Below are 13,141 nucleotides of genomic sequence, written 5' to 3' on the forward strand. Positions count from 1 at the left end.
TGAGCACCGCCTCCTGACCAGCTCCCCCAGCTCGTCCCGCACCACCCACCACCCCGATCGACCGGCACCGCGCCGTTCGGCGACCCCGCGAGGAGAACCCCATGTCTGCAACGAGGCAGCGCCGCCTGCTGACCACCGCCGTCGCCCTGGTCGGCGCCGGCGCCCTGGTCGCCGGCTGCACCGGCAACACCCCCGAGGCCAGCAGCTCCGGCGGCGGCGGGAACAACGCCGCCAGCTCCAACGACGACACCGGTGACACCGTCACCATCGGCTTCTCCGCGCCGGCCGCCGACCACGGCTGGATGGCCCAGATCACCGAGGCCGCCCGCGCCGAGGCCGAGGGCTACGACGACGTCGAGCTGATCGTCGCCGAGGGCACCAACGACGTGTCCGCCCAGATCAGCCAGGTCGAGACCTTCATCAACGACGGCGTCGACGCGATCGTGCTGCTGCCCTTCGACGGCGCCGCGATGACCCCGATCGCGCTGGAGGCCATGCAGGCCGGCATCCCGGTCATCAACGTCGACCGCGAGTTCGACGACCCGGACGCCGCCCGCGTCACGATCCTGGGCGACAACTACGGCATGGGCGTCTCGGCCGGGCAGTACGTCTGCTCCCAGCTGGAGGACACCCCCGACGCCGTCGTCGCCGAGGTCGCCGGCATCGACTCGCTGCCGCTGACCCAGGAGCGCAGCCAGGGCTTCTCCGACGCCCTCGCCGACTGCGGCCTGGACGTCGACAACCGGGTCGCCGCGGAGTTCACCGTGGAGTCCGGCGAGGAGGTCACGGCGAACCTGCTGCAGGCCGCCCCGCAGATCGACGCCCTGTGGAACCACGACGACGACCAGGGCATCGGCGTCCTGGCCGCCATCGACAACGCCGGCCGTGACGAGTTCTTCATGGTCGGTGGTGCCGGGTCGGCCAACGCGATGCGCGACATCCAGGCCGGCGACTCGGTCCTGCAGGCCACCGTCATCTACCCGGCCAGCCAGGCCGCGGACGGCGTCCGGCTGGCCCGGCTCGTCGCCCAGGGCAAGGCCCTCTCGGACCTGATCGACGTCGAGGTGCCCCGCCAGATCACCCTGTCGGCCCCCGTCGTCACCGCGGACAACGTCGACCAGTACATCGACAGCGCGTTCGAGTCCTGAGCCGCCGCCGGGGTGCGCGGGTCTCCCCCGCGCACCCCGGCACCCCCTGAGGAGAGGACCGAGATGAGCACCCCCCTGCGTGTCGCGATGGTCGGCCACGCCTTCATGGGCGCCGCCCACTCGCAGGCCTGGCGCACCGCCCCCCGTTTCTTCGACCTGCCGCTGCGCCCGGAGATGTCCCTGCTGGTCGGCCGGGACGCCGAGCGCACCGCGGCCGCCGCCGACCGCCTCGGCTGGGCGGCCACCAGCACCGACTGGCAGGCCGCCGTGCAGAGCCCCGACGTCGACCTGGTCGACGTCTGCACCCCCGGCGACACCCACGCCGAGATCGCGATCGCGGCGCTGGAGGCCGGCAAGCACGTGCTGTGCGAGAAGCCGCTGGCCAACTCCGTGGCCGAGGCCGAGGCGATGACCGCGGCCGCCGAGCGCGCCGCCGAGCGCGGCGTGTCGGCGATGGTCGGCTTCACCTACCGGCGGGTCCCGGCCGTCGCGCTGGCCCGCCAGCTGGTGGCCGAGGGCCGGATCGGCGAGGTCCGGCACGTCCGGGCCGCCTACCTGCAGGACTGGATCGCCGACCCGGCCGCCCCGATGTCCTGGCGGCTGGAGGCCGACAAGGCCGGTTCCGGCGCGCTGGGCGACATCGGCGCGCACGTGGTCGACCTGACCCAGCACATCACCGGCGAGGTCGTCACCGGCGTCAGCGCCGCGCTGGAGACCTTCGTCAAGGAGCGCCCGCTGGCAGCTGCCGGCGGGTCGCTGTCCGGCACGGCCGGCGAGGGCACCGGCACGGTCACCGTGGACGACGCCGCGGTCTTCCTGGCCCGGTTCTCCGGCGGCGGGCTGGCCACCTTCGAGGCCACCCGCTTCGCCCTGGGCCGCAAGAACGCCATCCGGATCGAGGTCAACGGCTCCCTGGGCAGCCTGGCCTTCGACTTCGAGGACATGAACGTCCTGGAGTTCTTCGACGGCGCCGAGCCCGACACGACCGCCGGCTTCCGGCGGATCCTGGTCACCGAACCCGGCCACCCCCACGTCGGCGCCTGGTGGCCGGCCGGGCACGGTCTGGGTTACGAGCACGCCTTCACCCACCAGGTGGTCGACCTGGTCGGCGCGCTGGCCGCGGGCGAGCAGCCCACGCCGTCCTTCGCCGACGGGTTGGCCGTGCAGCGGGTGCTGGACGCCGTCCAGCGCAGCGCCGCCGACCGGTCCACCTGGACCCCCGTCCCCCTCTAGACAGCCCTGTAGAGAGCGAGAGCCCGATGCCCCGCCCCGTCACCCTGTTCACCGGCCAGTGGGCCGACCTGCCCTTCGAGGAGGTGTGCCGACTGGCCTCCGGGTGGGGTTACGACGGCCTGGAGATCGCCTGCTGGGGCGACCACCTCGACGTCGTCCGCGCCACCGAGGACGACGCCTACCTGCAGGCCAAGAAGGACCTGCTGGAGCAGCACGGCCTGTCGGTCTTCGCGATCAGCAACCACCTCAACGGCCAGGCCGTCTGCGACGACCCGATCGACGAGCGGCACGCCGACATGGTCGACCCGCGGGTCTGGGGCGACGGCGACCCCGAGGGCGTCCGCCGCCGGGCCGCCGAGGAGATGAAGGCGACCGCGCACGCCGCGCGGGCGTTGGGCGTGTCCACCGTCGTCGGCTTCACCGGGTCCTCCATCTGGAAGACCGTGGCGATGTTCCCACCGGTGCCCGCGTCGATGATCGACGCCGGATACCAGGACTTCGCCGACCGGTGGAACCCCGTGCTGGACGAGTTCGACGCCGCCGGCGTCCGGTTCGCCCACGAGGTGCACCCCTCGGAGATCGCCTACGACTACTGGACGACGGTCCGGGCGCTGGAGGCCATCGGGCACCGGGAGGCCTTCGGGCTGAACTGGGACCCCAGCCACTTCGTGTGGCAGGACCTGGACCCGGTCGGGTTCCTCTGGGACTTCAAGGACCGGATCTACCACGTGGACTGCAAGGACGCGAAGAAGCAGGTCGGCAACGGCCGCAACGGCCGGATGGGCTCGCACCTGCCCTGGGCCGACCCGCGGCGCGGCTGGGACTTCGTCTCCACCGGGCACGGCGACGTCCCGTGGGAGGCGTGCTTCCGGATGCTGAACACGATCGGCTACGACGGCCCGATCTCCGTCGAGTGGGAGGACGCCGGGATGGACCGCCTGGTCGGCGCCCCCGAGGCACTGGCGTTCGTCCGCAACCTGGCGTTCGACCCGCCCTCGGCGGCGTTCGACGCGGCGTTCAGCCGCAGCTGACCCTCCTGCCGGGCCCCTCCGGGCCGGGTGGACCATGCACCCTGTGAGCAAGACCGTGAGCACGACTCATGACTCCGCACCAGCCCCCGCCGGGACCCCCCGTCGGGGGCTGGTGCTCGTCGCGGTGGCGATCGTGCTCACCGGCTTCAACCTGCGGACGGCGGTCAACGGCGTCGGCCCGGTGCTGCAGGAGATCGAGCGCGGCCTGGGCATCTCCTCCGGCGCCGCCGGGCTGATCACCACGATGCCGCTGCTGTGCTTCGCGCTCATCGGCTTCGCCGGGCCCCCGCTGGCCGCCCGGTTCCGGGACGGCCACGTGCTGGCCGCCGCGCTGCTGGTGATGGCGCTGGGCGTCATCGGCCGGGCCGCGGCACCGTCGTTCTGGCTCTTCCTGCTGGGCACGGTGGCCACGATGGTCGGCGGCGCGCTGGGCAACGTGCTGCTGCCGGGCATCGTCAAGCACTGGTTCCCGCACCGCACCGGGCTGCTGGTGGGCGCCTACAGCACGACCATGGCCATCGGCGGCGCCGTCGCCAGCGTCTCGACCGCCCCGATCGCGGCGGCCGTGGGCACCGACGGCTGGCGCTGGGCACTGGGGGTCTGGGCGGTCTTCGCGCTGCTGGCGGTGGCGCCGTGGCTGCTGGTGCCGCGCCGGTCGGCCGGGACGGGCACGCCGCGGTCCGCCGTCCGGCTGCGGGTGCTGGTGCGCAGCTCGCTGGCCTGGCAGATGGCCGTGTTCTTCGGCCTGCAGGCGATGCAGGCCTACGTGATCGTCGGCTGGACGGCGCAGTACCTGCGTGACGAGGGCATGTCCGCCGCGGCCGCCGGGGTGCTGGTCGGGGTCAACGCGCTGATCGTCATCCCGCTCAACGCGCTGGTGCCCTCGGGAGCGGTCCGGCAGTCCTGGCAGCGGCCCATGCTGGTCGGCTTCATGGCCTGCTACCTGGTGGGCTGGACCGGGCTGCTGCTGGCGCCGCTGACCCTCACCTGGCTGTGGATGTCGATGCTCGGCATCGGCATGGGCACGTTCGCGATGGTGCTGTCGCTGATCGGCCTGCGCGCCCGGACGCCGGAGACGGTGAACGCGCTGTCGACCGTCGTGCAGGGCTGGGGTTACTCGATCGCCGCCGTGGGCCCGCTGCTGGTCGGCCTGCTGCGCGGTCTCACCGGCGGCTACACCGGCATGTTCGTGCTGGTCTACGCCGGCGTCGCCGGGCTGTTCGTCACCGGCTGGCTGGTCTGCGCCGACCGGCAGGTGGACGACGAGGTGCCCGGCCTGCGGGTGGGCCCGCCGACCGGGGAGCCCGGGGTGGAGGCCGCCGGCGTCGAGTCCCCGGTGGCCGTGCCGCGCAGCTGACGGAGTGCCACGGCGCGGATCCCGCGCCCCTCCCACTCCGTGCGGTCAGTCGCGGACGTGGGTGTCCGCGACGCTGAAGGAGCGGTACGAGCGGGACGGCGTCGGACCGCGCTGGTCCTGGTAGCGGGAGCCGTAGACCGAGCTGCCGTAGGGGTGCTCGGAGGGGCTGCTGAGCCGGAACAGGCACAGCTGGCCGATCTTCATCCCCGGCCACAGCGTGATCGGCAGGTTCGCCACGTTGGACAGCTCCAGGGTGATGGAGCCGGAGAACCCGGGGTCGACGAAGCCGGCTGTGGAGTGGGTGAGCAGTCCCAGCCGGCCCAGGGAGGACTTGCCCTCCAGGCGGGCGGCCAGGTCGTCGGGCAGCGAGACGACCTCGAGGGTCGAGCCCAGCACGAACTCCCCCGGGTGCAGCACGAACGGCTCGCCCTCGGCCGGCTCCACCAGGGTGGTCAGGTCGTCCTGCTGCCGGGCCGGGTCGATGTGGGTGTACCGGGCGTTGTTGAAGACCCGGAAGAACCTGTCCAGCCGGACGTCGATGCTCGAGGGCTGGATCAACCCGGGGTCGTGGGGCTCGATGCCCACCCGGCCCTCGGCGATCGCGGCGGTGATGTCGCGGTCGGACAGCAGCATGGCGCGGACCCTACAGATCTCGACTCAAGTCCTGGCGCCACGTTCCGACCACGAGGGTTCCAGCACACCAACGGACGGAAGTCTCCCCGATGCCGAGCACTCTCGAGGCACCCCCGACCGAGCGGCGCACGCGGCCCGCCATCCGACCCACCGGGGTGGAGCGGACGTTCTCCGCCGACGAGCTCATCGTCTCCAAGACCGACCGGCGCGGGGTCATCACCTACGCCAACGACGTCTTCCTGCGGGTCGGCGCCTACTCCCTGGACGAGGTGGTCGGGCAGCCGCACAGCCTCATCCGGCACCCGGAGATGCCCCGCGCCGTCTTCGCCCTGCTGTGGGACACCCTCGGCCGCGGCCAGGAGCTCTTCGCCTACATCAACAACCTGGCCGCCGACGGCGCCAACTACTGGGTCCTCGCGCACGTGACGCCCTCCTGGGACGCCTCCGGGCAGGTCGTCGGCTACCACTCCAACCGGCGTCGCCCCTCGCCCCGCGCCCTGCAGCAGATCCGCCCGCTCTACGAGCGCCTGCTCGCCGAGGAGCGACGGCACCCCAACGCCCGCGCCGCGGTCACGGCCTCCTCGGCGCTGTTCACCGAGCTGGTCACCGAACGCGCCGGCAGCTACGAGGACCTGATCTGGTCCGTCATCGGGTCCGAGGAGAACTGACGTGGCACTGCGATCCCGCTCCCACTCGGCCTCCGACGCCGCCGAGCTCGCCGTCTACCGGGCGTTCGTCCGTCGCCTCACCGAGGACTGCGCCGCCGTCGCCCGCGGTGACCTGGAGGCCCGCAGCCTCCCGGTCGAGGGCTCCGACGACGTCCCCGAGCTGCTCGCGCTGCGCGATGCCGCCAACCGGGCCTTCGACGTCTCCGACGCCTTCGTCCGCGAGGCCAGCGCCGCACTGACCTCGGCCGCGGAGGGCCGCTTCCACCGCAAGGTGCTGCTCACCGGGCTCCCCGGGGCCTTCCGGCGCAGCGCCACGGCCATCAACGACGCCCGCGACGCCATGCGCACGACCGCCGGCCGGGTCGAGACGGCGGCCACCGACCGCCTCGCGCTGGCCGACGAGTTCGAGACGGTCGCGCTGGCCACCAGCGAGGGCCTGGCCACCGCCTCCACCGAGCTGTCGGCCACCGCGTCCGGGCTGACCGACGCCGCCCACGCCGCCAGCTCGGAGGTCGTCGCGGCCCGCGAGACGCTGGGCTCGCTGACCCGGTCCTCGGTGGAGATCCAGACCGTCATCGCGCTCATCGACTCCGTGGCCGCCCAGACCCGGTTGCTGGCGCTCAACGCGACCATCGAGGCCGCCCGCGCCGGCGAGGCCGGCCGCGGCTTCGCGGTCGTCGCCAGCGAGGTCAAGGACCTCGCCGACCAGACCGGCCGGGCCACCGAGCAGGTCGCCAAGCAGGTGCAGGGCATCCAGCGCTCCTGCGACGACGTCGCCGCGGTGATGACCGGCGTCGGGGACACCGTCGGTGCGATGACCGCGCTGGTCGACGGGATCGTGGCCGCCGTCGACGGCTCGGCCTCCCTTGGTGGCCCGCGCGACCAGACCGGGCTGTCCCGGATGGCCGAGCGGCTGCAGTCGGAGATGGCCGGCTTCCTGGGCGCGATGCGCAGCTGAGCCGGGGCGGATGAGGCTGCTCTCATCCGCCCCTCACGGGGGCGTCACCGTCGGGCGGGACCGTCCGACGGTGACCACCTCCCTGCTCACCCCGGCCGCCACCCCGGTGCTGGCCGACCGCTGGCCGGACTCGCTGCAGCTGCTGCTCGGCGAGGCGGCCGTCGACCTGTGGTCGGCGGTGCTGGCCCCGACCGGTGCCACGCTGCGCTCGCTGCGGGCCACCTCGGTCACGTTGCGCACCGACGGCGCCGCCACCGTGCAGTACGCCGCCGCCCTGGTCGACGCCGCGGGCCGCCCGGCCCGGGACACCCTGGCTGCCACCACCGGCAGCCGGGTCCCCGAGGGTGCCGCCGTCGTCGAGGGCGGGGGGGACGACGGCCCGGTGCGGGTGGGGCTGTGGCGCTGGCCGCACGACCCGGCGCTGCCCGGCCTGGCCTGGGCCACCTCCGCGGCCGCGGTCCGCCGCCGACTGCCCGCGCTGGGCCTGCCCGCGCAGGACGCCGTGCTGCGGCTGCGCGCCTACCGGCCCGGCCGACGCGCGGTCGTCGAGGTCACCGCACCGGGTGGCCGGTGGTTCCTCAAGGTGCTGCCACCGGCGCAGACCCCGGCGCTGGCGACACGGCACGCACTGCTGGCCGGGGCGGTGCCCGCTCCCCCGGTGCTGGCCACCACCGACGACGGCGTGCTCGTGCTCCCCGCCCTGCCCGGCACCCCGCTGCGCGAGCTGCTCGGCGGGCCGGTGCCGTGGGCCGCCGTCGACCGGGTGCTCGACGACCTGCCCGCCGCGCTGGCCGGACTGCCGCCGGTGCGGACACCGCTGGACCGGGCCGCCGGCCACGCGACCGTGCTGGGCCTGGTGACGCCGCACCTGCGACCCCGGCTGGACCGGCTGGCGCGGACGCTGGCCGACACCGAGGTCGGCGAGCACCCCGTCGTCCCGGTGCACGGGGACCTGTACGAGGCGCAGCTGCTGCTCACCGGGGACGCCGTCACCGGGCTGCTGGACGTCGACGGCGCCGGGGCCGGGCACCGGGTGGACGACTGGGCGAACCTGCTGGGCCACCTGGCCGTCTCCGGCGCGCACGCCGCGTGCGCCGAGGTGACCGCCCGGCTGCCGGTGCCCGCTGCGCAGCTGGCCCCCCGCGTGGCCGCGGTCGTGCTGGGCCTGGCCACCGGCCCGTTCCGGGTGCAGCAGGCCGGCTGGCCGCGCCGCACGGAGGCCCGGCTGGCGCTGGCCGAGGCCCTGCTCGCCGGATGAGAGACCGCTCATCGCGCTCTCCCGGTGGGCTCACCCGCCGCGGACACAGTGGTCCCTGACAGCACGAACCGACCGAGGAGGACCACCGTGAACCGCCCCGCCACCTGGAAGACCGTCACCTTCGGCGTCGCCCTCACCGGCCTCGGCATCGCCGGTGCCGGCGTCGCCACCGCCGACGACGACACCACCAGCGCCCCCGCCACCTCGGTGACCGCCGTCGACGGCGACGACACCCCCGGCGACGCGACCCCCGACGCCACGCCCGACACGACGCCCGACACCACGCCCGACACCGCCCCGGACGACGCGACGCCCGACACCGCGACCCCGGACGACGCCACCCCCGACGACGCCACCCCCGACGACGCGACCCCGGACGACGCGACGCCCGACACCGCGACGCCCGACGACACCACCCCGGACGACACCACCCCCGACGACTGACCTCCCCCGGCCCGCCCCGCGGCGCCGGGACCGCAGGACCGCAACGCCGACACGCCGTCCCAGGGCGTGTCGGCGTCGTCGTCCTGCAGGGTCGACGCCGACGGGGCGCAGGACGGGGTCAGACCGCCAGGCGGTAGCCCATGCCGCGGACGGTCTCGATCCGGTCGGCGCCCAGCTTCTTGCGCAGGTACCGGACGTAGACGTCCACCACGTTGGAGCCGGGGTCGAAGTCGTAGCCCCAGACGTGGGAGAGCAGCTGCTCTCGGGCCAGCACCTGGCCGGGGTGCCGCAGGAAGGTCTCGGTGAGCGCGAACTCCCGGGCGGACAGGTCCACCAGTCGGCCGCCGACGTCGGCCCGGCGGGTGCGCAGGTCCAGTGACAGGTCGCCCGCGGTGAGCACGGTGACCTCCCCGCCGGCCCGGTCCGGGGCCAGCCGCAGCCGCACCCGGGCCAGCAGCTCCTCGAACCGGAAGGGCTTGGGCATGTAGTCGTCGGCGCCGCCCTCGAGGCCGGCGACGGTGTCGGTGACGGAGTCCCGGGCGGTGAGCACGATGACCGGGATGGTGCAGCGCTCGGCGCGCAGGGCCTTGAGGACGGCGAACCCGTCCAGCACCGGCAGCCCGATGTCGAGCACCATCAGGTCGTGCTCGCCGCTGCGGGCGGCGTCCCGGGCGGCCAGCCCGTCACCGACGACGGTGACGCTGAAGCCGTTGGCCTCCAGGCCCTTGCGGACGAAGGAGGCGATCCTCGGCTCGTCCTCGGCGATCAGCACGCGGCTCACGGGTGGCCTCCAGCGGGTTCGGGGACGTCGGCGGTGCGCGAGGAGTCGTCGACGGTGCCGTCGGGCGTGGCGACGTCGGGGGACGGCGGTGCCAGCTGCGCGGGCAGCACCAGGGTGAAGGTGGCGCCGCGGCCGGGCACGCTGTCCAGCGCGACCCGGCCGCCGTGCGCGACGGCGATGGCGGTGACGATCGACAGCCCCAGCCCGGCACCGTCGGTGCGGCGCGCCCCGGCCTGGCCGCGGCTGAAGCGCTGGAAGACCCGTTCGCGGTCCTCCTCGGCGACGCCGGGGCCGGTGTCGGCGACCCAGATGCGCAGCTCGTCGCCGGTGAGCCGGCTGCCGATGCCGATCCGGTCGCCGGGCTCGGTGACGTGCACGGCGTTGTCGGCGAGCGCCACCACGGCCTGGGTGACGCGCTGGGGGTCCAGCAGCACGTCGGCGTCGGCGACGGTCTCCAGCACCCACTGCCGGTCACCGAGCTTGCGGACCTTGTCCACGACGTCCACGGTGAGGGCCCCCACGTCGACGGGCTGCGGGCGGACGAAGGCGGGCTGCTCGGCCCGGGCCAGCAGCAGCAGGTCGGACACGATCCGGTTCATCCGGTCCAGCTCGTCGTCGACGAGGGCCACGGTCTCCCGGACGTCGGCGGCGTCGGCGGGGTCGAGCACCTCGAGGTGGCCGCGGACGATGGTGATCGGGGTGCGCAGCTCGTGCCCGGCGTCGTCGAGGAACCGGCGCTGGGCGGCGACGCCGTTCTCGACCCGGTCGAGCATCGCGTTCACCGAGTGCGCGAGGTCGGCGAGCTCGTCGCCGGGGCCCTCGGGCACCTCGATGCGCCCGGACAGGTCGGTCTCGGTGATGCCCTGCGCGGTGGCGGCGACGTCCCGGACCGGGCGCAGGATGCGGCCGGCGACGACCCAGGCGCCGCCGGCGGCGGCCAGCGAGGTGAGCCCGCCGACGAGCAGCATCAGCTGGGCGGTCCGGTCGGCGGGCTGCCGTTCCTCGTCGGCGAAGAACGCGGCGACGACGACGCCGGTGCTCGGGTCGCCTGCCAGGCTGACCGGCACCGCGATGTAGAGCACCTCGCCGGCCCCGGAGGCGTAGCTGCCGGTGCGGGTCTCGGTGACCGACCCGACGAGCGCGGTGAACGCGGCGTCCTGGGACAGCAGCACGGGGGCCTCGATGCGGCTCTGGAAGCGGTAGCCGCCGTCGACGTAGCCGAGGAACTTCTCGTTGGGCCGGGCCTGGTTGTAGGTGAGGACGGCCTGCAGGACGTCGGCGACCGAGGCGAAGGGCTGCCCGGTGCTGGGGTCCAGGCCGTTGTCGACCAGCGCCCGGAACTCGGTGATCTCCGCGCGCAGCGAGGACGTCATCCGGTCGTCGGCCTCGCGGACCAGCAGCCGCCAGGTGAGCAGCGTGACCGTGGCCAGGGAGAGCAGGACCAGCAGGAGGACCCAGCCGATGATCCGGGTGCGGGCAGCACGGGGCACCCACCGTCGCCGGCCCCGGCTGCCGCGGTCAGTCCTCACCGTCGTCGTCAACGTCGTCGGTGTCCGCATCGTCCCCGTCGTCGTCAGCGTCGTCGTCGTCCGCGTCGTCGTCCACCGGGGCCGGGGGGACGACGTCGGTCGGTGTGGCCGGGGTCTCCACCGGGGGCGGGGTGGTCGCCGGTGGGGCGGTGGTGGCCGGGGGCGTCGGGACGGCGGTCGGGGCCGGGACGCTGATCGGGGCGGGGTCGGGGCCCGGCTGGCCGGACGCGGGCCGCAGCGCCGTCCAGCCCAGGCCGACGACGGCCACGACCAGCAGCGCGGTGGCCAGCAGCCACAGGACCGAGCGGGTGCGCACCAGGTGACCGTGACGCAGGCTGGTGACCTGCTGGTGAGAACCCGATGAGAGGACTCTCATGTCCGCTGCTCCCGAGGACGTCTCGGTCCCCCTGCCCGACGGTCGGACGATGCGCGCGGTGGTGCTGCGTCCCGACGGCGAGGTCCCCGAGGGTGGCTGGCCCGGCGTGCTGGTCGTGCACGAGGCGTTCGGCCTGACCCCGGAGATCACCGAGGTGGGGCGCACGTTCGCCGACCGCGGGTGGGTCGCCGTCGTCCCCGACGTGTTCAGCGCGGGGTCCAGGCTGGGCTGCCTGGTCCGCACGGTGCGCGAGATGGCCGCCCGCCGGCCGGGGCCGGTCATCGACGACCTGGTCGCCGTGCAGCAGTGGCTCGGCGCCCGGGACGACGTGGCCGCCGACCGGACGACGGCGATCGGGTTCTGCATGGGCGGGGCGTTCGCGCTGCTGCTGGGCTCGATGGCCCCGGAGGGCCTGCGGGCGGTGAGCGCCAACTACGGCCAGCTCCCGCAGGACGACGTCGACCTGACCCGCTGCCCGCCGGTGATCGCCCAGTACGGCGAGCGGGACCGCACGCTGGCCGGCGCCGGTCCGGCGCTGGAGCGGCGGCTGGCCGCGGCCGGCGTGGAGCACGAGGTCACCACCCAGCCCGGCGCCGCGCACTCCTTCCTCACCGGGGACCACCGGCTCCTCGGCTTCGTGCCGCTGCCCGGGACCTCCTACGTGACCAGCGCCGCCGAGGACGCCTGGCCGCGCATCTTCGGGTTCCTGGAGGAGCACACCGCGGTCAGGCCCTGACCGCGGTCACCGCCCACAGCGGGTCGCCGCGGCCGGCCGGGGTGCGCAGCTGCACCTCGGGCTCGGTGAAGCCGCCGGCCCGGCGGACCAGCTCGGCGACCAGGGCGCCGTGCTGGGAGTCCGGCGTCCCGAGCCAGCCGTGCACGGCCTTGGTCGGGAAGCACCGGTTGGAGAAGGTCACCGCCAGGACGCCGCCGGGACGCAGCACGCGGGCGGCCTCGGCGAGCACCTCGATCGGCCGGGTCAGGTAGTCGATCGAGACGCAGCAGACGACGGCGTCCACGTCCGCGTCGGGCAGCGGGACGCGCGGGTCCACGTTGAGGTCGTGCACGACCCGCTGGGTGGCGGCCGGGTTGGCGTCCAGCTCGGCGGCGTTCATGCCCAGCACGACCAGCTCGGCCGGCGGGGTCTCGAAGTGCGAGACCCAGGAGCTCATCAGGTCCAGCGCCCGGCCGGTGATGCCCAGCTCGGTGTACAGCGCGCCGACCGCCGCGATCGCCCGGTCGTCGATGTGGGTGACCAAGCGCGGCGGGCCGTAGAAGACGTCGTCGGGAGTCGGGTCGTCGCGGTCGAAGAAGCCGGGCGGGAAGCCGTCGTACGGGTCAGCGGTCACCGTCCGAGTGTGCCCACGGTGCGGGGGCTCTGCCGGGGCTCGCGGGCCCTGCGGTAGTGTCTGGGAGCGCTCCGCGGGTGTAGTTCAATGGTAGAACATCAGCTTCCCAAGCTGACAGTGCGAGTTCGATTCTCGTCACCCGCTCCACCTGAAGCCCCAGGTCAGAAGGCTATTGGCCCCGTCTGGCGAGCCGGTCGATCATGGTCCTTTTTGACCTTAGAACCCCCTCTGTGACCTAACTTCGCCCCCACCTAGGTCATGACTAGGTCACGCCGACCCCTGTCCGCAGCGCGGGGATCGCACCGCCAACGTCACCCCGACGCGGGTGACAGCGACACAGGATCCGTGTTCGCCCACTAAGACGGGACCCGTTCAC

The 13,141-nt window shown here is 74.2% G+C and carries 14 protein-coding genes and 1 tRNA gene; 10 read left to right on the forward strand and 5 right to left on the reverse strand.

Annotated features, from left to right (window positions below):
* Positions 1 to 101 precede the first annotated feature (101 nt).
* The 4 genes from ASG41_RS21425 to ASG41_RS21440 all read left to right on the forward strand — a co-directional run bounded on the left by ASG41_RS21425 (position 102) and on the right by ASG41_RS21440 (position 4,769).
* Positions 102 to 1,148: a substrate-binding domain-containing protein gene (locus ASG41_RS21425; protein ID WP_056300452.1), complete on the forward strand. Its 1,047-nt coding sequence runs from the start codon at positions 102 to 104 to the stop codon at positions 1,146 to 1,148.
* A gap of 63 nt (positions 1,149 to 1,211) precedes the next feature.
* A complete protein-coding gene (locus ASG41_RS21430) occupies positions 1,212 to 2,381 on the forward strand; it encodes a Gfo/Idh/MocA family protein (RefSeq protein ID WP_056300454.1) in 1,170 nt (389 codons plus the stop codon).
* Positions 2,382 to 2,407: 26 nt separating this feature from the next.
* Entirely contained in the window at positions 2,408 to 3,412 is a 1,005-nt protein-coding gene (locus ASG41_RS21435) for a sugar phosphate isomerase/epimerase (protein WP_056300458.1), read from the forward strand.
* A gap of 43 nt (positions 3,413 to 3,455) precedes the next feature.
* Positions 3,456 to 4,769: an MFS transporter gene (locus tag ASG41_RS21440; protein ID WP_235564992.1), complete on the forward strand. Its 1,314-nt coding sequence runs from the start codon at positions 3,456 to 3,458 to the stop codon at positions 4,767 to 4,769.
* Between the two features lie 45 nt (positions 4,770 to 4,814).
* Here ASG41_RS21440 and dcd read toward each other — a convergent pair whose 3' ends face one another.
* Entirely contained in the window at positions 4,815 to 5,402 is a 588-nt protein-coding gene (gene dcd / locus ASG41_RS21445; RefSeq protein ID WP_056300465.1) for a dCTP deaminase, read from the reverse strand.
* An 89-nt stretch (positions 5,403 to 5,491) separates the two neighbouring features.
* On the opposite strand from dcd, the gene ASG41_RS21450 reads away from it, so the two are divergent.
* From ASG41_RS21450 to ASG41_RS21465, 4 genes are all read left to right on the forward strand, one after another.
* On the forward strand, positions 5,492 to 6,070 hold the full coding sequence (locus ASG41_RS21450; protein WP_056300468.1) for a PAS domain-containing protein: 579 nt from the start codon (positions 5,492 to 5,494) through the stop codon (positions 6,068 to 6,070).
* A 1-nt stretch (position 6,071) separates the two neighbouring features.
* Positions 6,072 to 7,028, forward strand: a complete 957-nt coding sequence (locus ASG41_RS24980) for a methyl-accepting chemotaxis protein (RefSeq protein ID WP_056300470.1) — start codon at positions 6,072 to 6,074, stop codon at positions 7,026 to 7,028.
* A gap of 70 nt (positions 7,029 to 7,098) precedes the next feature.
* Positions 7,099 to 8,286, forward strand: a complete 1,188-nt coding sequence (locus ASG41_RS21460; RefSeq protein WP_056300473.1) for a phosphotransferase — start codon at positions 7,099 to 7,101, stop codon at positions 8,284 to 8,286.
* Positions 8,287 to 8,373: 87 nt separating this feature from the next.
* Entirely contained in the window at positions 8,374 to 8,730 is a 357-nt protein-coding gene (locus ASG41_RS21465; RefSeq protein ID WP_056300476.1) for a hypothetical protein, read from the forward strand.
* A gap of 118 nt (positions 8,731 to 8,848) precedes the next feature.
* On the opposite strand, the gene ASG41_RS21470 is transcribed toward ASG41_RS21465, so the two are convergent.
* Genes ASG41_RS21470 through ASG41_RS21480 form a run of 3 tightly spaced genes read right to left on the reverse strand, consistent with a single transcriptional unit; the run spans position 8,849 to position 11,356 of the window.
* Positions 8,849 to 9,511 (reverse strand): response regulator transcription factor, encoded by a 663-nt coding sequence (locus ASG41_RS21470; RefSeq protein WP_056300479.1) that lies wholly within the window; start codon positions 9,509 to 9,511, stop codon positions 8,849 to 8,851.
* Entirely contained in the window at positions 9,508 to 11,001 is a 1,494-nt protein-coding gene (locus ASG41_RS21475) for a HAMP domain-containing sensor histidine kinase (RefSeq protein WP_235564993.1), read from the reverse strand. The genes ASG41_RS21470 and ASG41_RS21475 overlap by 4 nt, the downstream gene beginning before the upstream one ends.
* Before the next feature lie 28 nt (positions 11,002 to 11,029).
* Positions 11,030 to 11,356: a hypothetical protein gene (locus tag ASG41_RS21480; protein WP_056300487.1), complete on the reverse strand. Its 327-nt coding sequence runs from the start codon at positions 11,354 to 11,356 to the stop codon at positions 11,030 to 11,032.
* 58 nt (positions 11,357 to 11,414) lie between these two features.
* Here ASG41_RS21480 and ASG41_RS21485 point away from each other — a divergent pair, with 58 nt between their 5' ends.
* Positions 11,415 to 12,152: a dienelactone hydrolase family protein gene (locus ASG41_RS21485; RefSeq protein ID WP_056300491.1), complete on the forward strand. Its 738-nt coding sequence runs from the start codon at positions 11,415 to 11,417 to the stop codon at positions 12,150 to 12,152.
* Here the strand turns inward: ASG41_RS21485 and ASG41_RS21490 are convergent.
* Positions 12,142 to 12,765, reverse strand: coding sequence for a methyltransferase domain-containing protein (locus ASG41_RS21490; protein WP_056300496.1), 624 nt, complete (start codon positions 12,763 to 12,765; stop codon positions 12,142 to 12,144). The two genes, ASG41_RS21485 and ASG41_RS21490, sit on opposite strands and share 11 nt — an antisense overlap.
* 73 nt (positions 12,766 to 12,838) lie before the next feature.
* On the opposite strand from ASG41_RS21490, the gene ASG41_RS21495 reads away from it, so the two are divergent.
* Positions 12,839 to 12,912 (forward strand) — tRNA-Gly (locus ASG41_RS21495).
* Positions 12,913 to 13,141 lie beyond the last annotated feature (229 nt).

The sequence above is a fragment of the Modestobacter sp. Leaf380 genome (assembly GCF_001424485.1).
GTDB lineage: Bacteria > Actinomycetota > Actinomycetes > Mycobacteriales > Geodermatophilaceae > Klenkia.

Bases quoted from the DNA above. Each gene is read 5' to 3' on its own strand.
- ASG41_RS21425 (WP_056300452.1), top strand. From the start codon at position 102: ATGTCTGCAACGAGGCAGCGCCGCCTGCTGACCACCGCCGTCGCCCTG.
- ASG41_RS21430 (WP_056300454.1), top strand. From the start codon at position 1,212: ATGAGCACCCCCCTGCGTGTCGCGATGGTCGGCCACGCCTTCATGGGC.
- ASG41_RS21435 (WP_056300458.1), top strand. From the start codon at position 2,408: ATGCCCCGCCCCGTCACCCTGTTCACCGGCCAGTGGGCCGACCTGCCC.
- dcd (WP_056300465.1), bottom strand. From the start codon at position 5,402: ATGCTGCTGTCCGACCGCGACATCACCGCCGCGATCGCCGAGGGCCGG.
- ASG41_RS21450 (WP_056300468.1), top strand. From the start codon at position 5,492: ATGCCGAGCACTCTCGAGGCACCCCCGACCGAGCGGCGCACGCGGCCC.
- ASG41_RS21485 (WP_056300491.1), top strand. From the start codon at position 11,415: ATGTCCGCTGCTCCCGAGGACGTCTCGGTCCCCCTGCCCGACGGTCGG.